The following is a 15,511-nucleotide window of genomic DNA, read 5'->3' on the forward strand; positions in this document are numbered from 1 at the left end:
TCACTCGTTGAAGTCGTCGGCGCGGTAGCCGTGCTCGGTGATCAGGGCATCGCGCTTCGCGGCGTTGAGGTCGGCCTCGGCCATCTCGCGCACGAGCTCGTCAAAGCCGATGGTCGCTTCCCAGCCCAGTTCGCGCTTGGCCTTCGAGGCATCGCCGAGCAGCGTGTCGACTTCCGACGGCCGGAAGTAGCGGGGATCGACGGCGACAAGCACGCGGCCGTCGGCGTCCACGCCCTGCTCGTCCAGGCCGGTGCCGCGCCAGGTGATCGGAATCTCCATCTCATTGGCGACCGCGGAGACGAAGTCGCGCACGCTGTGCTGACTGCCGGAGGCGATGACGTAGTCGCCCGGCTGGTCCTGCTGCAGGATCAGCCATTGCGCAAGCACGTAGTCGCGCGCATGGCCCCAGTCGCGGCGCGCATCAAGGTTGCCGAGGTACAGGCAGGACTGCAGACCCAGCTTGATGCGTGCCAGGCCGCGGGTGATCTTGCGGGTGACGAAATTTTCACCACGCACCGGCGATTCATGGTTGAACAGGATGCCGTTGCTCGCGTGGATGCCGTAGGACTCGCGGTAGTTCACGGTGATCCAGTACGCGTACAGCTTGGCGGCCGCGTACGGCGAACGCGGGTAGAACGGCGTCGTCTCGCGCTGCGGGACTTCCTGCACCATGCCGTACATCTCGGACGTGGAGGCCTGGTAGAAGCGCGTGCGCTTCTGCATGCCGAGGATGCGGATCGCCTCGAGCAGGCGCAGCGTGCCAAGCGCATTGGTATCCGCGGTGTATTCGGGCTGTTCGAACGACACGGCGACGTGGCTTTGCGCGGCGAGGTTGTAGACCTCGTCCGGCTGCACCTGCTGCATGATGCGGATCAGGCTCGACGAGTCAGTCAGGTCGCCATGATGAAGGAAAAACCGTACGCCCTCCTCGTGCGGGTCGCGATACAGATGGTCAATCCGCTTGGTATTGAAGGAGGAGGCGCGACGCTTGACACCATGGACTTCGTAGCCCTTGCTGAGCAGGAATTCGGCGAGATACGCACCATCCTGCCCGGTGACTCCGGTAATCAGCGCGCGCTTCAAGCCCGCCACCCTGAACCTTGGAATGGGCGTTGGATCATTCGTCGCGACTCCGCAGATAGGTGAGTGCGGTGATCTGCTCGGACACCAAGCCGATCAGGAAGATGATCACCGATGCACTGAACAGGAGGACGCTCATGTTCGTGAAGCGGCCCATGGTGAGATATGTGTACGCGTAGTACGCCAGCCCGACCAGGCTGAACCCGATTGCAGTCGGCGCGAACAATTTGAGCGGCGAATAGAGAGTCGCAATTTTGAAAATGATCAGCAAAAACCGGATGCCGTCGCGAAACGGGCGAATATGACTGTTGGTGCCAACACGCTTGGTGACCGGAATCGGCACGTAGGCAACCGGATAGGCGCTGCGAAAGAACGCCATCGTGCTGGTCGTAGGGTAGCTGAACCCGTTGGGCAACAGGTGCAGGAACTCGCGGAACTTCTCGGCGCGCACGGCACGGAAGCCGGATGTCAGGTCGGCGATGCGATGCCCCGTCATCCAGGTCGCCAGCCGGTTGTAGAACGCATTGGCCGCACCCCGGCCGACATTGGCTTGGCCGGAGACGTCGCGCGCCCCGACCACCATGTCGTAGCCCTCGGCGAGCTTGTCCACAAGGCGATGGATCAGTGCCGGGTCGTGCTGGCCGTCGGCATCCATGAACACGATGACGTCGCCCGACGCAGCCCTGGCTCCACGCTTGATGGCCGCGCCATTGCCCATGGAGTACGGTGACGACAGCACCCGGGCACCGTGGGTGGTTGCAATACTGGCTGTCCGGTCCGTGGAACCGTCGTCGACGACGATGACCTCGGCATCGGGCAGCCCTGCCTTCAGCTTCGGCAACGTCCGTTCCAATCCGGCTTCCTCGTTCTTAGCGGGAAGCACTACTGTGATGCGCATCTAATTCCCCTGCCCGGTGCGGGGCCTAGATTGCGAAAAAGGCGGACCGGACGCAATGCGCCACGGTCCCGGAATGGGGTAAAGTCCCCCAGGGGAAGCACGTAAGGGGAACAAGTTGAGCAGCGTGGCCACGGCCAATCTGGTGGGAATCACCGGCATCGCCCGGCGCCTGGTCCTTGACGGGGTGCTGGAGGAACAGCCGGCCCGTGAGGCGATGGCGGCGGCCTCCGCGGAGCGTCGCCCGATGGCGGCCTACCTGGCGGAGAAGCGCCTCGTCACCACTGCCCAGTTGGCCGCTGCCCATTCCGTCGAGTTCGGCGTCCCGGTCTTCGACGTGGGCGCGCTGGATCCCCACCAGTCCGCGATCAAGCTGGTCAGCGAGGAACTGGTCCGCAAGCACGACGCCCTGCCGCTGTTCAGGCGCGGCAATCGCCTGTTCATCGGCATTGCCGACCCGACCAATACCCAGGCGCTGGACGAGATCAAGTTCCAGACCAACCTGGTGGTCGAGGCGGTGCTGGTCGACGAGGACCGCATCCGCCGCACGATCGACCAGTGGCTGGCCACGGCCGACGCCCTCAACGAGACCATGGGCGATGGCGACGGGCTGGACAATCTGGATGTCAGCGCCGGCGATGAGGAACTCGGCGGCGACTCCGGCATCGACGCCAAGGGCGATGACACCCCGGTCGTCAAGTTCATCAACAAGGTGCTCGTCGACGCGATCCGTCGCGGCGCCTCGGACATCCACTTCGAGCCCTACGAAACTGAATACCGGGTGCGCCTGCGCATCGACGGCCTGCTCAAGCAGGTCGCCAAGGTGCCGGTCAAGCTTCAGGCGCGCATCGCCGCGCGCCTGAAGGTAATGGCGCAGTTGGACATTGCCGAGAAGCGCGTGCCGCAGGACGGCCGCATCAAGCTCAACCTCAGCAAGACCAAGCAGATCGACTTCCGCGTCAGCACGCTGCCGACCCTGTTCGGCGAGAAGGTCGTGCTGCGTATCCTCGACGGCAGCGCAGCCAAGCTCGGCGTCGACAAGCTGGGCTACGAGGAAGACCAGAAAAAGCTGTTCGTCGAAGCCGTGCTCAAGCCCTACGGCATGGTGCTGGTCACCGGCCCCACCGGCTCCGGCAAGACGGTGTCGCTGTACACCGCGCTGAACATCCTCAACGACGAGCACCGCAACATCTCCACCGTCGAGGACCCGGTCGAAATCCGAGTGCCCGGCATCAACCAGGTGCAGATGAACATCAAGCGCGGCATGACCTTCGCCGCCGCGCTGCGCAGCTTCCTGCGCCAGGACCCGGACGTGATCATGGTCGGCGAAATCCGCGACCTGGAGACCGCCGAGATCGGCGTCAAGGCCGCGCAGACAGGTCACATGGTCTTGTCCACGCTGCACACCAACGACGCGCCGCAGACCATCGCGCGCCTGATGAACATGGGCGTGGCACCGTTCAACATCACCTCGTCGGTCACACTGGTGATTGCCCAGCGCCTGGCGCGGCGCCTGCACGACTGCAAGCGCGAGGTCACGCTGCCAGAGCATGCGTTGCTGGCCGAGGGCTTCACCCACGAGGAAATCGTCGGCGGCCTCAAGATCTACGACGCCGTCGGCTGCCCGGATTGCACCGAAGGCTACAAGGGCCGTACCGGCATCTACCAGGTCATGCCGATGAGCGAAGAGATCCAGTCGATCGTGCTGGCCGGTGGAGGCGCCATGCAGATCGCCGAGGCCGCCGAGCGCGCCGGCGTACGCGACCTGCGCCAGTCGGCCCTGCTCAAAGTCAAGAACGGCGTTACCAGCCTCGCCGAAATCAACCGCGTCACCAAGGACTAAGCCATGTCCGCGACCCGTACCGCGACCCGCACCGCCACCAAACAGGCCCCGTCCACTGCCCGTCGCCCCGACGCGATGCCTATCTTCGTCTGGGAAGGCACCGACAAGCGCGGCGTCAAGATGAAGGGCGAGCAGCCCGCCAAAAACGTCAACCTGGTCCGTGCCGATCTGCGCCGGCAAGGCATCACGCCGCAGGTAGTCAAGGTCAAGCCCAAGCCGCTGTTCGGCAGTGCGGGCAAGCGCATCAAACCGGGCGACATCGCGGTGTTCAGCCGCCAGATCGCCACGATGATGAAATCCGGCGTGCCTATTGTCACGTCGCTGGAAATCATTTCCGGAGGCCAGAAGAATCCGAAGATGAAGACGCTGATCAATGCGGTCCGCGCCGACATCGAGAGCGGCTCTTCCATGCACGAAGCGCTCAGCAAGCATCCCGTCCAGTTTGACGAGCTGTACCGCAACCTGGTCAAGGCCGGAGAATCGGCCGGTGTGCTCGACACCGTGCTGGATACGGTTGCGACCTACAAGGAAAACATCGAAAGCCTGAAGGGCAAGATCAAGAAGGCCATGTTCTACCCGGCGACGGTCGTGGCCGTGGCCATCCTGGTCAGCGCGATCCTGCTGATCTTCGTGGTGCCGCAGTTCCAGCAGGTCTTCCAGAGCTTCGGCGCCGATCTGCCCGCTTTCACCATGATGATCATCGCGGCTAGCGAATTCATGATCAGCTACTGGTGGTTGATGCTGATGACAACGGTGGGTGCAGCCGTTGCTTTCATCATGGCGAAGAATCGCTCGCCGAAATTCGCGCATTTCCTTGACCGCATGATCCTCAAAATCCCTGTGGTCGGGAAGGTGTTGCATGACGGCGCCATCGCGCGGTTCTCGCGCACGTTGGCGGTGACGTTCAAGGCCGGCGTGCCACTGGTGGAAGCACTGGAAACCGTCGCAGGCGCCACCGGCAACGTCGTGTACGAGCAGGCGGTCCACCGCATCCGCGACGACGTCTCGGTCGGCTACCAGGTCAACATGGCCATGAAACAGGTCAACCTGTTCCCGAACATGGTCATCCAGATGGTGGCGATCGGCGAAGAGGCCGGCGCACTCGATGCGATGCTGTTCAAGATCGCCGAGTTCTACGAGCAGGAGGTCAACAACGCGGTCGATGCGCTGGCCAGCCTGCTCGAGCCAATGATCATGATCTTCCTTGGCGTGGTCGTGGGCGGCATGGTGGTGGGCATGTACCTGCCGATCTTCAAGCTCGCCGCGGCGATCTGACCCGGGCAGCGCTTACTGAATGGCATTTCTCGACCAGAACCCCGGCCTCGGCTATCCGCTCGCGGCCGGTTTCGGCCTGCTGCTCGGCAGTTTCCTCAATGTGGTGATCCTGCGCCTGCCCCGCCGCCTGGAGTGGCAGTGGCAGCGCGACAGCCGCGAGATGCTCGGCGAACCCGAGACCTACGATCCGCCGCCACCCGGCATCGTGATCGAGCGCTCGCATTGCCCACATTGCAAACACCAGCTCAGCTGGTACGAGAACATCCCGGTCTTCAGCTACCTCGCCCTGCGCGGGAAGTGCCGCCACTGCGGCACGAAGATCTCGCCGCAGTACCCGCTGGTCGAGCTGTTGACGATGCTGCTGATGGTGGCCTGCGTCTGGCGCTTCGGCTTCGGCTGGCAGGGCTTTGGTGCGATGGTGTTCACCGGCTTCCTGATCACGCTGTCCGGCATCGACCTGCGGACCCAGTTGCTGCCTGACCAGCTGACGTTGCCATTGATGTGGTTGGGCTTGATCGCTGCCTCTGACAATCTGTATTTCCCGGTCAAGCCGGCGCTTCTAGGCGCCGTCGCGGGGTATCTGAGCCTGTGGATCGTGTGGTGGCTGTTCAAGCAGCTCACCGGCAAGGAAGGCATGGGCCATGGCGACTTCAAGCTGCTGGCGGCGATCGGTGCCTGGGTCGGGTTGAAGGGAGTCCTGCCGACCGTCCTGCTGTCTTCGCTGGTCGGCGCGATCATCGGGTCGATCTGGCTGGCGGCGAAGGGACGGGACAAGGCGACGCCGATTCCGTTCGGGCCGTATCTGGCGATTGCCGGTTGGATCGTCTTCTTCTGGGGCGAAGATTTGATCGGCGCCCACTTCCGGGTGGCTGGGATCAATTGATGCGGGGCGGAGGGCCCTCACTCCAATCCTCTGCCGCGAGCGGGAGCTTGCGTGAGACCGTGACGCCTCCCTGCGTCATTCCCGCGGAGGCGGGAATCCAGTGCCTTTGCGGCGTTCAAGTCGCTGGATCCCCGCCTTCGCGGGGATGACGACACAGTGGGCAGGGCCGGAGGAGGGCGCGCTCTTTGGCTCCGATGGGCATTCCGTTACCCTAGCCCGATCATTCGCAAGGCCTCCCGCGCCCCTTCATGAGCAACTTCATCGTCGGCGTGACCGGAGGCGTGGCCTCGGGCAAGAGCGAGGTCACCCGTCGCTTCCAGGATCTGGGCGTGTTCGTCGCCGACGCCGACGTGGCGGCGCGCAATGCCGTGGCCGCCGGCTCCCCGGGATTGGATGAAGTCGTACAGGCATTCGGAGCTGGCGTGCTGGATGCCAATGGCGGCCTCGATCGCGCCGCGATGCGGGCCCGCGTGTTCCAGGACGAACCGGCGCGACGCAAGCTCGAAGCCATCATCCATCCCCGTGTCCGCGCGCAGATGCAGGCGCAATGCCTGGCCGCCGCGGGCGCTTATGCCATCGCCGCCATTCCGCTGCTCACCGAGGGCGGCCGTGATGCCTATCCCTGGCTGGAACGCGTGCTGGTCGTCGATGTGCACCCCGACGTGCAGCGCGCGCGCCTGATACGTCGCGATGGCATCGATGCCGCCCTCGCCGATCACATGATCGCCGCACAGGCCAGCCGTCAGAGGCGCCTGGCCATTGCGGACGATGTGATCGTCAACGATGGCGCCCTCGATGCCCTGGATGCCCACGTCGCCGCGCTGGACCGGCGCTACCGTCTGCTGGCCGGGGACGCCGCGGGCGGTTGAGGCAAGACGTCCAGCGGGGTGAGTCTTCCGTGCCACCCCGCGGGATCAGGCAGATCCAACCCCAGTCATTGGACTATTCGCTCTTTCGACAAAAGCCGGGGCGCGCCGGAAATGGGCGGTTTGTCAGTCGCCCGGCCAGAGCCCGCGGATCGCGGCAATGCCCTGCGCGCCGTGGCGACGCGCTTGGGTCATATCGTCCAGCCCGAGGCCTCCGATGGCATAGAGCGGCAGGGAAACCGACTCGCGCAGCGCGGCAAAGCCATCCCAACCTAAAGTGGGTGAACCCGGATGGCTCGGCGTCGGCTGCACGGTGCCGACCACCGCAAAATCACACCCCAACGCCTGCGCCATCCGCAGCTCGTGCACGTCATGGCATGAGGCCGCTACCAGCATCCCTTCCGGCAGAGGACGTGCCGTGAGCGCGGCCAGTTGCGACGCACGCAGATGCACGCCTGCCTCATGCCGCACCGCCAGCTCGATGTCGCCATTGACCAGCACCTGCGCGTCTGCAGCGCGACAACGCACAACGGCGGCATCGACAAGCTGCTCCCAGCGCGCTCGCTCGCAATCCGGCGCCCGCAACTGCACTCGGCGTACACCGGAAGCCAGCGCACGCTCCAGGGCCGACAGCCAGGCCGCATCGTCGTCGCCCGGGTCCGGCGTGACCAGATAGCGATCCGGCTGCTGCAAGGCCGCGACCACCGGCACGTCGGCAGGCGGCATCGCGTAGCGGGCCAACTGCGCCAGCGGAACCCAGGCCAGCGCCTGGCCCTCGCGGCCGCGGACGGCGCCGCGCCATGCCTTCACCTCGCGCACGTCCAGCCGCAGGCGCTTGTGGGGATAGGCCTGCGGCACGGTGATCAGCGGCGCGCCCACCTCGACGTCGATGCCGAGCTCTTCATGCAACTCGCGTGCGAGGGCGGCCTCGGGCGATTCGCCGGGCTCGTGCTTGCCGCCCGGGAATTCCCACAGGCCCGCCAGATCGCGTCCTTCGGTGCGGCGTGCAAGCAAGATGCGGCCGCGCGCGTCGCGGATCACGCCGGCGACGACTTCGACGTAATCGCTACGCTCGCCAGCCGGGGGCGTATTGCCTTGGGCGGAGTCTTTCAGCAAGAGCGGCCCTCACCCCAGCCCTCTCTCGCGTTGCGGGAGAGGGGGTTTGATCCGGGTTGCGGATCGCTTTCGGGATTGCGGCAAGGCCGCGCGCCCGGGACCCGATGGAGGGCCGTCCGGGCCCGCTTCAATGCCCCGCCGCCACCCTGGCGTGGCTCGTGAAGTCGGGCTGGCTCAGGCCAGCTGTCCATGGCAGTGCTTGTACTTCTTGCCGCTGCCGCACGGGCACGGATCGTTGCGTCCGACGTTGGCGAAGGCATCGGGGTTGCGCGCGGCCTGCACCTGCGCGGCCTCCTCGTCGGCACCCAGGCCGCCGACTTCGGCGTGCTGGAACTGCATCTGCCGCGCCTGCGCCTCGGCGGCGGCGCGCTCCTGCGCTTCCATCAGGGCGATTTCTTCCTCGCTGCGGATGCGCACGCGCGCCAGCAGCGTGACGACCTCGCGCTTGACCTTCTCGAGCATGTCGCTGAACAGCTCGAAGGCTTCCTTCTTGTATTCCTGCTTCGGCTGCTTCTGCGCGTAGCCGCGCAGATGGATGCCCTGGCGCAGGTAGTCCATGCGCGCCAAGTGCTCCTTCCAGTTCTGGTCGAGCACGTTGAGCATGATGTGCTTCTCCAGCATGCGCATGGTATCGGCGCCCAGCTGGGTCTCACGCTGCTCAAAGTGGTTGCGGATGGCTTCCTGCACGCGCTCCTCGATGGTCTCGGCGTCGAGCTCCTCGCTCTGCTGCGCCATCGCCACCAGCGGCACCTGCACGCCGAAGTCCTCCACCAGCGCCGCTTCCAGGCCCGGCAGGTCCCACTGCTCGTCGATCGAATTCGCCGGCACGAAGCGGGCGACGATGTCGGCCACCACGTCGTCACGGATGCCCTCGACGTTCTCCTCCACGCTCTCGGCCTCGAGCAGCTCGTCGCGCTGGCCGTAGATGACCTTGCGCTGGTCGTTGTTGACGTCGTCGAAGTCGAGCAGGTTCTTGCGGATGTCGAAGTTGTGGGCCTCGACCTTGCGCTGCGCGTTGGCGATCTGCTTGGTCACCAGCGGGCTTTCGATGATGTCGTCTTCCTTCAGGCCCATGCGCGCCATCACGCGCTGCACCCAGTCGGCCGCGAAGATGCGCATCAGGTTGTCTTCGAGCGACAGGTAGAAGCGCGAGGAGCCCGGGTCGCCCTGGCGACCGGCGCGGCCGCGCAGCTGGTTGTCGATGCGGCGGCTCTCGTGGCGCTCGGTGCCGACGATGTGCAGGCCGCCGGCGGATTTGACCGCCTCGTGGCGCTGCAGCCACTCCGACTTCAGGCGGGCCTTGGTGACCTCATCGACTTCGGCGCCGTTCTGCGCTTCCAATGCGGCCAGCTCGGACTCGAGCGAACCGCCGAGCACGATGTCGGTACCGCGACCGGCCATGTTGGTGGCGATGGTGATCGCGCCCGGGCGACCGGCCTGGGCAACGATGTGCGCCTCGCGCTCGTGCTGCTTGGCGTTGAGCACCTCGTGCGTGATGCCGGCTTCGGTCAGCTGCTGGCTCAGCATCTCCGATACTTCGATCGAGGTCGTGCCGACCAGCACCGGCTGCTGGCGCGCGTTGGCGTCCTTGATCTCGTTCACCACCGCGCGGTACTTGCCGGCGCGATTGAGGAACACCGCATCCGGATGGTCCTTTCGCTGCACCGGCATGTTCGGCGGGATCACGATCACTTCCAGGCCGTAGATGCTCTGGAACTCGTACGCCTCGGTATCGGCCGTACCGGTCATGCCGGACAGCTTCTTGTACATGCGGAACAGGTTCTGGAAGGTGATGCTGGCCAGCGTCTGGTTCTCGCGCTGGACCGGCACGCCTTCCTTCGCTTCCACGGCCTGGTGCAGGCCATCGGACCAGCGACGGCCCGGCAGCGTGCGGCCGGTGAACTCGTCGACGATCACAACCTCGCCGTCGCGGACGATGTAATCGACGTCGCGCTGGTAGATCGCGTGCGCACGCAGCGCGGCGTTGAGGTGGTGGACTACGCCGATGTTCTGGCCGGAGTACAGGCCGTCCTCTTCGCCATGCAGGATGCCGGCCTGGCGCAGCAGTTCCTCGGCATTTTCCTGGCCGATCTCGGACAGGTGCACCTGCTTGCTCTTCTCGTCGACCCAGTAGTCGCCCTCGCCTTCCTCGGTCTGCTGCCGGGTAAGCTTGGGAACGATGCGGTTGACCTTGATGTACAGCTCCGGCGATTCGTCGGCCGGGCCGGAGATGATCAGCGGCGTGCGCGCCTCGTCGATCAGGATCGAGTCGACCTCGTCGACGATCGCGTAGTGCAGGCCGCGCTGGAAGCGGTCGTCCTTCGACAGCGCCATGTTGTCGCGCAGGTAGTCGAAGCCGAATTCGTTGTTGGTGCCGTAGGTGATGTCGGCCGAATACGCAGCGTGCTTGTCGCTGTGCGGCATGCCGGGGTAGACCACGCCAACGCTGAGGCCGAGCCAGTTGTAGACCTTGCCCATCCAGGCCGAGTCGCGACGCGCCAGGTAGTCGTTGACGGTGACCACGTGCACGCCCTTGCCTTCCAGGGCATTGAGGTAAACCGGCAGCGTCGCGACCAGGGTCTTGCCTTCGCCGGTGCGCATCTCGGCAATCTTGCCCAGGTGCAGCACCATGCCGCCGATCAGCTGCACGTCGTAGTGGCGCATGCCCAGCACGCGCAGGGACGCCTCGCGGCAGACCGCAAAGGCCTCCGGCAGCAGCTTGTCCAGCGCTTCGCCGTCGGCGATGCGCTTCTGGAACTCGGGAGTCTTGGCCTGGAGCTCCGCGTCGGAGAGCTTCTGCATCTCCGGCTCGAGCGCATTGATCCTGGTGACGGAACGCTGCAGCTGGCGCAGCAGGCGCTCGTTGCGGCTGCCGAAAACGCGGGTAAGCAAACTGTTGAGCATGTACGGGTCCGAGAAGCTGGGCGGGAAACCGGGCGAAGCCGCGTTATGAACGCGGAGCCGCCGGCAAGTTCCCCGGTAATCCGGAAATTGGGGACCAGAAACGAAATCGGAGCGACGTGCGCCCCGATCGTGTCGAGCCTGGTCTGTGGCCACGCCCATTCTAGCGTGGGGGCGAAGCCACGTGCTCACAAGCCATCGGCTTGTACGTGGCTGAGCGCCCGAAGCCTATGGCGTAGGGCCGGACCGAGTCCCGGTGCTCACGAGCCGAAGGCTTGTACCGAGGCGAGCGCCCGGAGGCCTGCGACCGCAGGGCCGGACCGAAGCGTGCTCACAAGCCATCGGCTTGTACGTGGCTGGCGCCCGAAGCCCGCGGCGTAGGGCCGGACCGAGTCTCGGTGCTCACAAGCCGCAGGCTTGTACCGAGGCGCCCGGAGGCCTACGGCTGCCGGGTCGGACCAAGGGCAGAGGGTGGCCCGCAGGGCCGGATGAAGGGCGCTCTTCGCTCCCTAAGGAGTCGCGCCTGCCCCCTCGCCCCCTCCCTCTTTCGCAAGCGGGAGAGGGCTCAAAAAAAAACAAGGGCGCAGGCTTGCGGCCTGCGCCCTCGATCAAGCCGATCTCGCGGGGAGATCAGCCCTTGATCTTCAACTGCAACGGCGACTGCTGGCTCAGGAAGTTGCGCGGATTGACCACGCGCCCACGCTCCCACACCTCGAAATGCACGTGCGCGCCGGTCGAGCGGCCGGTCGAGCCCGCCTTGGCGACCTCCTGCCCGGCACGGACCAGTTCGCCGACCTTGCGGGTCAGGCGCGAGTTATGCGCGTAACGGGTCACGTAGCCGTTGCCGTGGTCGACCTCGATCACGTTGCCGTAGCCAGAACGCACACCCGAATAACTGACCACGCCATCGGCCACGGCCAGCACCGGGTCGCCGACGTCGGCCTCGAAATCGATGCCCTTGTGGAACTGCTTGCCGCCGACGATCGGGTCGGCGCGGCCGCCGAAGCCGGAGGTGATGTAGCTGTTGGCGATCGGCTCGCGCGAGGGCACGGCGTTCATGTCGAGCTGGCGGTTGAACAGCAGCGCCTCCAGTACCGACAGCTGCTCGCCGGATGCCTTGAACTGGGCGCCCAGGTGGGCCAGCCCGCCGTCGAGCTCGGCCTTGGACATGTCGCGCACCGGGCCGGCGCCACCGACGCCGACCGGCTTGTCGAAATCGAATTCCCCGTCCTGCAGTTGGCCGATGCGGGTCAGCCGTTCGCCCAGCGCATTGAGACGGTTGGCCTCGGCCTGGAGCTCGCCCAGACGCGCGGCCAGCGCGTTGACCTCGCGCTGCGCATCGCGACGGGCCAGGTCCAACTGCGCCTGCTGGGTCTGGACCTTGCTGCGAAGCAGGGCATTGTCGGCGACGCCGGCGCCGGCGCCGATCGCGATGCCCGCGCACAGCAGCAGGGCAATGGCGATGGCCGGGCGGCGGCCGCCGTGGTGACCAGCGTGCTGGAGCATGTTCGCCAGCTGGGCCCGCGATTTGTTTACGATAGCGAAATAGGTCATGTGTCCGATGTCTGATTCCAAGCCCAGGTCCAATCGCCCCCCTTCGACTCCGAAAGCCGCGCTCGATGCGCTGCTCGCGGAGCCTGCAGGCGGTCCCATCCGGCGTGCCCTTTGGCTCGACGAACTGGACCGACGGCTGAACCCCCACCTGCCCCACCCGCTGGCCGCGCATGCGCGACTGGCCAACTTCGACAACGGCAGGCTCGTGTTTGTCGTCGATACTCCGGTGTGGCGCGCCAAACTTCGGCTCGCCGCCCCGGAACTGCTCAACGCTGCCCGCTCCATCGGACTGGATGCGACCGAACTGGTAGTGAAAACGACCACCGCCCCTTTGGCGGCAGCCACACAACCGATCCGGAAAGCCACACCCCTGTCGGCCGCTGCACAGCAGGCGCTGCAAGCGGCCTTGGCGTCCCTGAAAGACCCGGAGTCGTAAGACCCCGAAGGACACCACCTGACGTCTGAACGACGGCGGACCGAAAACCCCGCGCGCCGGCTAGAAGCCTGGCCGGGGGCATGCTACTTGCGTAAACCCTTGTATTTGTTAAGCAAGGGCTAAAAAACCGGTAATAAATCGTTATAAAAACGTTAAACCATCACCTGACGTTCACGTCTGTGACAGGGGCACGTTTTTCTGGTGACGGTCCCCTACGAATGGGGAATCGCATTCCGACGAACGGAAAAGCGTCAGACGGCAGCAGGAACGCCGTAGGCGACCGGGACGAAATCCGGGTCGGTGAAGGTCACCTCGTCCCATGCCGATTGCTCGGCCAGTAGGGCGCGCACGAGCTTGTTGTTGAGCGCGTGGCCGGACTTGTAGCCGACATAGGTACCGACGATCGGGTGACCGGCCAGGTACAGGTCTCCGATCGCATCGAGGATCTTGTGGCGGACGAACTCGTCCGCGTAACGCAGCCCGTCGTCGTTAAGGACGCGGAACTCATCGAGCACGATCGCATTGTCCATCGAGCCGCCGAGGCCGAGGTTGCGCTCGCGCATGTACTCCAGGTCGCGCATGAACCCGAAGGTACGGGCGCGGCTGACTTCCTTGATGTAGTTGGCGGTCGAGAACTCGACCTGGGCCCGCGACTGCGCCGTCGGGATGGCCGGGTGGTCGAACTGGACGGTGAAGTCCAGGCGGAAGCCATCGAAAGGCTCGAAACGGGCGATCTTGTCGCCGTCGCGCACTTCCACGGGCTTGCGGATGCGGATGAAGCGCTTGGGCGCTTCCTGCTCGGCGATGCCCGCCGACTGCAGCAGGAACACGAACGGGCCCGAGGAGCCGTCCATGATCGGCACTTCAGGGGCCGACAGTTCGACGTAGACATTGTCGATGCCCAGTCCCGCCAGCGCGGAAAGCAGGTGCTCGACCGTCTGGATCTTGGCGGGACCGCAACTCAGGCCGGTGCACAGCGTGGTCTCGGTGACCAGTTCGGCCTGCGCAGGCACTTCCACCACCGGGTCCAGATCGACGCGGCGGAACACGATGCCGGCATCGACCGGAGCCGGACGCAGCGTGAGATAGACCTTCTCTCCGCTGTGCAGGCCTACGCCGGTGGCGCGGATCACGTTCTTGAGGGTGCGCTGACGCAACATGGGGAAGCAGGAAACCCAGTAGTGGTGCAGGCGCCCGTGGCATCGGCCGCCTGAATCGGCCGGGAAGAATACCACCCGGTTCGCTGAATCTTAACGGAAACCGTCACAGCTTCCGCGCAACGATCCGGCCCGAATTCCGACGAAAGCGCCTGAAACCGGCCGGTCGGCATGAGCCAACCGACCCAATGCCCCGGGATGACGCCCGGGGCTGGAGGACGTGCATGGGTGATGCGTGATCAGTCGACCCTATCAGTCGGCCTGGCGACGCAGGAACGCCGGGATGTCCAGGTAGCTGCTGTCGCTGCCGAAATCCGCCACGGCCGGCGCCGCCGGCTCGGACGAACGCAGGCCGGCGCTGCCGCGCAGGCTGCCGCCGAAGCTCGGCGTCGGGGCCATCGCGTCCATCGACGAGAACTCGGGCTGGCCGGTGGTGGCATTGCGCACCAACTGGATCGGCGCACGGTTCTGCTCGCGCTCGCTGCCGCGCACCGACTGGCGAGAGACGGCACGGTTGAGGCCCGTCGCGACCACGGTGACCTTGACCTCGTCCTGCATGTCCGGGTCCAGCACGGTGCCGATGACCACGGTCGCGTCTTCGGAGGCGAAGTTCTCGATCGTACGGCCGACTTCGTCGAACTCGGCCATCGTGAAGTCCGGACCAGCGGTGATGTTGACCAGGATGCCGTTGGCGCCGGACAGGTTGACGTCGTCCAGCAGCGGATTCTGGATCGCCGATTCAGCCGCGGCCTGGGCGCGGTCGTCGCCGCGGGCAGAGCCCGTACCCATCATCGCCAGGCCCATCTCGGACATGACGGTGCGCACGTCGGCGAAGTCGACGTTGATCAGGCCCGGACGCACGATCAGGTCGGCGATGCCCTGCACCGCGCCGAGCAGCACGTCGTTGGCGGCGCGGAAGGCCTGGATCATCGTGGCGTTGCGGCCGAGCACGGTGATCAGCTTTTCGTTGGGGATGGTGATCAGCGAGTCGCAGTGATGGCTCAGCTCCTCGATGCCCTTCAGCGCGACCTGCATGCGGCGACGGCCTTCGAACGGGAACGGCTTGGTGACCACGGCCACGGTCAGGATGCCCATCTCCTTGGCCAGCTGCGCCACGACCGGCGCTGCACCGGTGCCGGTGCCGCCGCCCATGCCGGCGGTGATGAACACCATGTCGGCGCCGGTCAGGGCGTCCATGATGCGCTCGCGGTCTTCCAGCGCGGCCTGGCGGCCGACTTCCGGATTCGCGCCCGCGCCCAGGCCCTTGGTGACGTTGCTGCCCAGCTGCAGTTGCAGCTTGGCGCCGCAGTTCTTGATGGCCTGCGCGTCGGTGTTGGCGGTGATGAACTCCACGCCATCCACGCTGCCGTTGACCATGTGCGCCACGGCGTTGCCGCCGCCGCCGCCCACGCCAACCACCTTGATGACCGCGTTCGGGGCCATTTTTTCAACCAGTTCGAAATGTGCCATGTCGTCGTCCTCGTTATGTATTGCTAGTTATCGAT

General features: G+C 65.5%; 12 protein-coding genes. 5 read left to right on the top strand and 7 right to left on the bottom strand.

Features of this window, described 5'->3' with window-relative positions; all coding sequences use genetic code 11:
- Positions 1-1,083 carry a GDP-mannose 4,6-dehydratase gene (gene gmd / locus J2X06_RS11565; protein WP_310062536.1) on the bottom strand — a complete coding sequence of 361 codons (1,083 nt, stop codon included), beginning with the start codon at positions 1,081-1,083 and terminating at the stop codon, positions 1-3.
- 34 nt (positions 1,084-1,117) lie between these two features.
- Positions 1,118-1,978, bottom strand: coding sequence for a glycosyltransferase family 2 protein (locus J2X06_RS11570; RefSeq protein ID WP_310062539.1), 861 nt, complete (start codon positions 1,976-1,978; stop codon positions 1,118-1,120).
- Between the two features lie 115 nt (positions 1,979-2,093).
- Here J2X06_RS11570 and pilB point away from each other — a divergent pair, with 115 nt between their 5' ends.
- The 4 genes from pilB (at position 2,094) to coaE (ending at position 6,845) form a co-directional block, all read left to right on the top strand.
- Positions 2,094-3,818 (top strand): type IV-A pilus assembly ATPase PilB, encoded by a 1,725-nt coding sequence (gene pilB, locus J2X06_RS11575; protein ID WP_310062541.1) that lies wholly within the window; start codon positions 2,094-2,096, stop codon positions 3,816-3,818.
- 75 nt (positions 3,819-3,893) lie between these two features.
- Positions 3,894-5,093 (top strand): type II secretion system F family protein, encoded by a 1,200-nt coding sequence (locus J2X06_RS11580; RefSeq protein WP_310063615.1) that lies wholly within the window; start codon positions 3,894-3,896, stop codon positions 5,091-5,093.
- Positions 5,094-5,112: 19 nt separating this feature from the next.
- Positions 5,113-5,976, top strand: coding sequence for a prepilin peptidase (locus J2X06_RS11585; protein WP_310062544.1), 864 nt, complete (start codon positions 5,113-5,115; stop codon positions 5,974-5,976).
- A 248-nt stretch (positions 5,977-6,224) separates the two neighbouring features.
- The gene (coaE, locus tag J2X06_RS11590; RefSeq protein WP_310062547.1) at positions 6,225-6,845 is read left to right on the top strand and encodes a dephospho-CoA kinase; all 621 of its coding nucleotides are present in this window, start codon (positions 6,225-6,227) and stop codon (positions 6,843-6,845) included.
- A gap of 123 nt (positions 6,846-6,968) precedes the next feature.
- Here the strand turns inward: coaE and J2X06_RS11595 are convergent, their stop codons facing one another.
- From J2X06_RS11595 to J2X06_RS11605, 3 genes are all read right to left on the bottom strand, one after another.
- Positions 6,969-7,955 (bottom strand): Nudix family hydrolase, encoded by a 987-nt coding sequence (locus tag J2X06_RS11595; protein WP_310063617.1) that lies wholly within the window; start codon positions 7,953-7,955, stop codon positions 6,969-6,971.
- Positions 7,956-8,132: 177 nt separating this feature from the next.
- Positions 8,133-10,862 (bottom strand): preprotein translocase subunit SecA, encoded by a 2,730-nt coding sequence (gene secA, locus J2X06_RS11600; protein ID WP_310062550.1) that lies wholly within the window; start codon positions 10,860-10,862, stop codon positions 8,133-8,135.
- 627 nt (positions 10,863-11,489) lie between these two features.
- Positions 11,490-12,365: a M23 family metallopeptidase gene (locus tag J2X06_RS11605; RefSeq protein WP_310062553.1), complete on the bottom strand. Its 876-nt coding sequence runs from the start codon at positions 12,363-12,365 to the stop codon at positions 11,490-11,492.
- Positions 12,366-12,420: 55 nt separating this feature from the next.
- On the opposite strand from J2X06_RS11605, the gene J2X06_RS11610 reads away from it, so the two are divergent.
- On the top strand, positions 12,421-12,849 hold the full coding sequence (locus J2X06_RS11610) for a DUF721 domain-containing protein (RefSeq protein ID WP_310062556.1): 429 nt from the start codon (positions 12,421-12,423) through the stop codon (positions 12,847-12,849).
- A gap of 251 nt (positions 12,850-13,100) precedes the next feature.
- Here J2X06_RS11610 and lpxC read toward each other — a convergent pair whose 3' ends face one another.
- Together lpxC and ftsZ are read right to left on the bottom strand one after the other, a co-directional pair.
- Positions 13,101-14,009, bottom strand: a complete 909-nt coding sequence (lpxC, locus tag J2X06_RS11615; protein ID WP_310062559.1) for a UDP-3-O-acyl-N-acetylglucosamine deacetylase — start codon at positions 14,007-14,009, stop codon at positions 13,101-13,103.
- Positions 14,010-14,258: 249 nt separating this feature from the next.
- Entirely contained in the window at positions 14,259-15,476 is a 1,218-nt protein-coding gene (gene ftsZ, locus J2X06_RS11620) for a cell division protein FtsZ (protein ID WP_310062561.1), read from the bottom strand.
- Positions 15,477-15,511: the final 35 nt, after the last annotated feature.

The organism is Lysobacter niastensis (assembly GCF_031457115.1).
Classification (GTDB): domain Bacteria; phylum Pseudomonadota; class Gammaproteobacteria; order Xanthomonadales; family Xanthomonadaceae; genus Lysobacter_J; species Lysobacter_J niastensis_A.

Bases quoted from the DNA above. Each gene is read 5' to 3' on its own strand.
- J2X06_RS11570 (WP_310062539.1), bottom strand. From the start codon at position 1,978: ATGCGCATCACAGTAGTGCTTCCCGCTAAGAACGAGGAAGCCGGATTG.
- J2X06_RS11580 (WP_310063615.1), top strand. From the start codon at position 3,894: ATGCCTATCTTCGTCTGGGAAGGCACCGACAAGCGCGGCGTCAAGATG.
- J2X06_RS11585 (WP_310062544.1), top strand. From the start codon at position 5,113: ATGGCATTTCTCGACCAGAACCCCGGCCTCGGCTATCCGCTCGCGGCC.
- coaE (WP_310062547.1), top strand. From the start codon at position 6,225: ATGAGCAACTTCATCGTCGGCGTGACCGGAGGCGTGGCCTCGGGCAAG.
- secA (WP_310062550.1), bottom strand. From the start codon at position 10,862: ATGCTCAACAGTTTGCTTACCCGCGTTTTCGGCAGCCGCAACGAGCGC.
- J2X06_RS11605 (WP_310062553.1), bottom strand. From the start codon at position 12,365: ATGCTCCAGCACGCTGGTCACCACGGCGGCCGCCGCCCGGCCATCGCC.
- J2X06_RS11610 (WP_310062556.1), top strand. From the start codon at position 12,421: ATGTCTGATTCCAAGCCCAGGTCCAATCGCCCCCCTTCGACTCCGAAA.
- lpxC (WP_310062559.1), bottom strand. From the start codon at position 14,009: ATGTTGCGTCAGCGCACCCTCAAGAACGTGATCCGCGCCACCGGCGTA.
- ftsZ (WP_310062561.1), bottom strand. From the start codon at position 15,476: ATGGCACATTTCGAACTGGTTGAAAAAATGGCCCCGAACGCGGTCATC.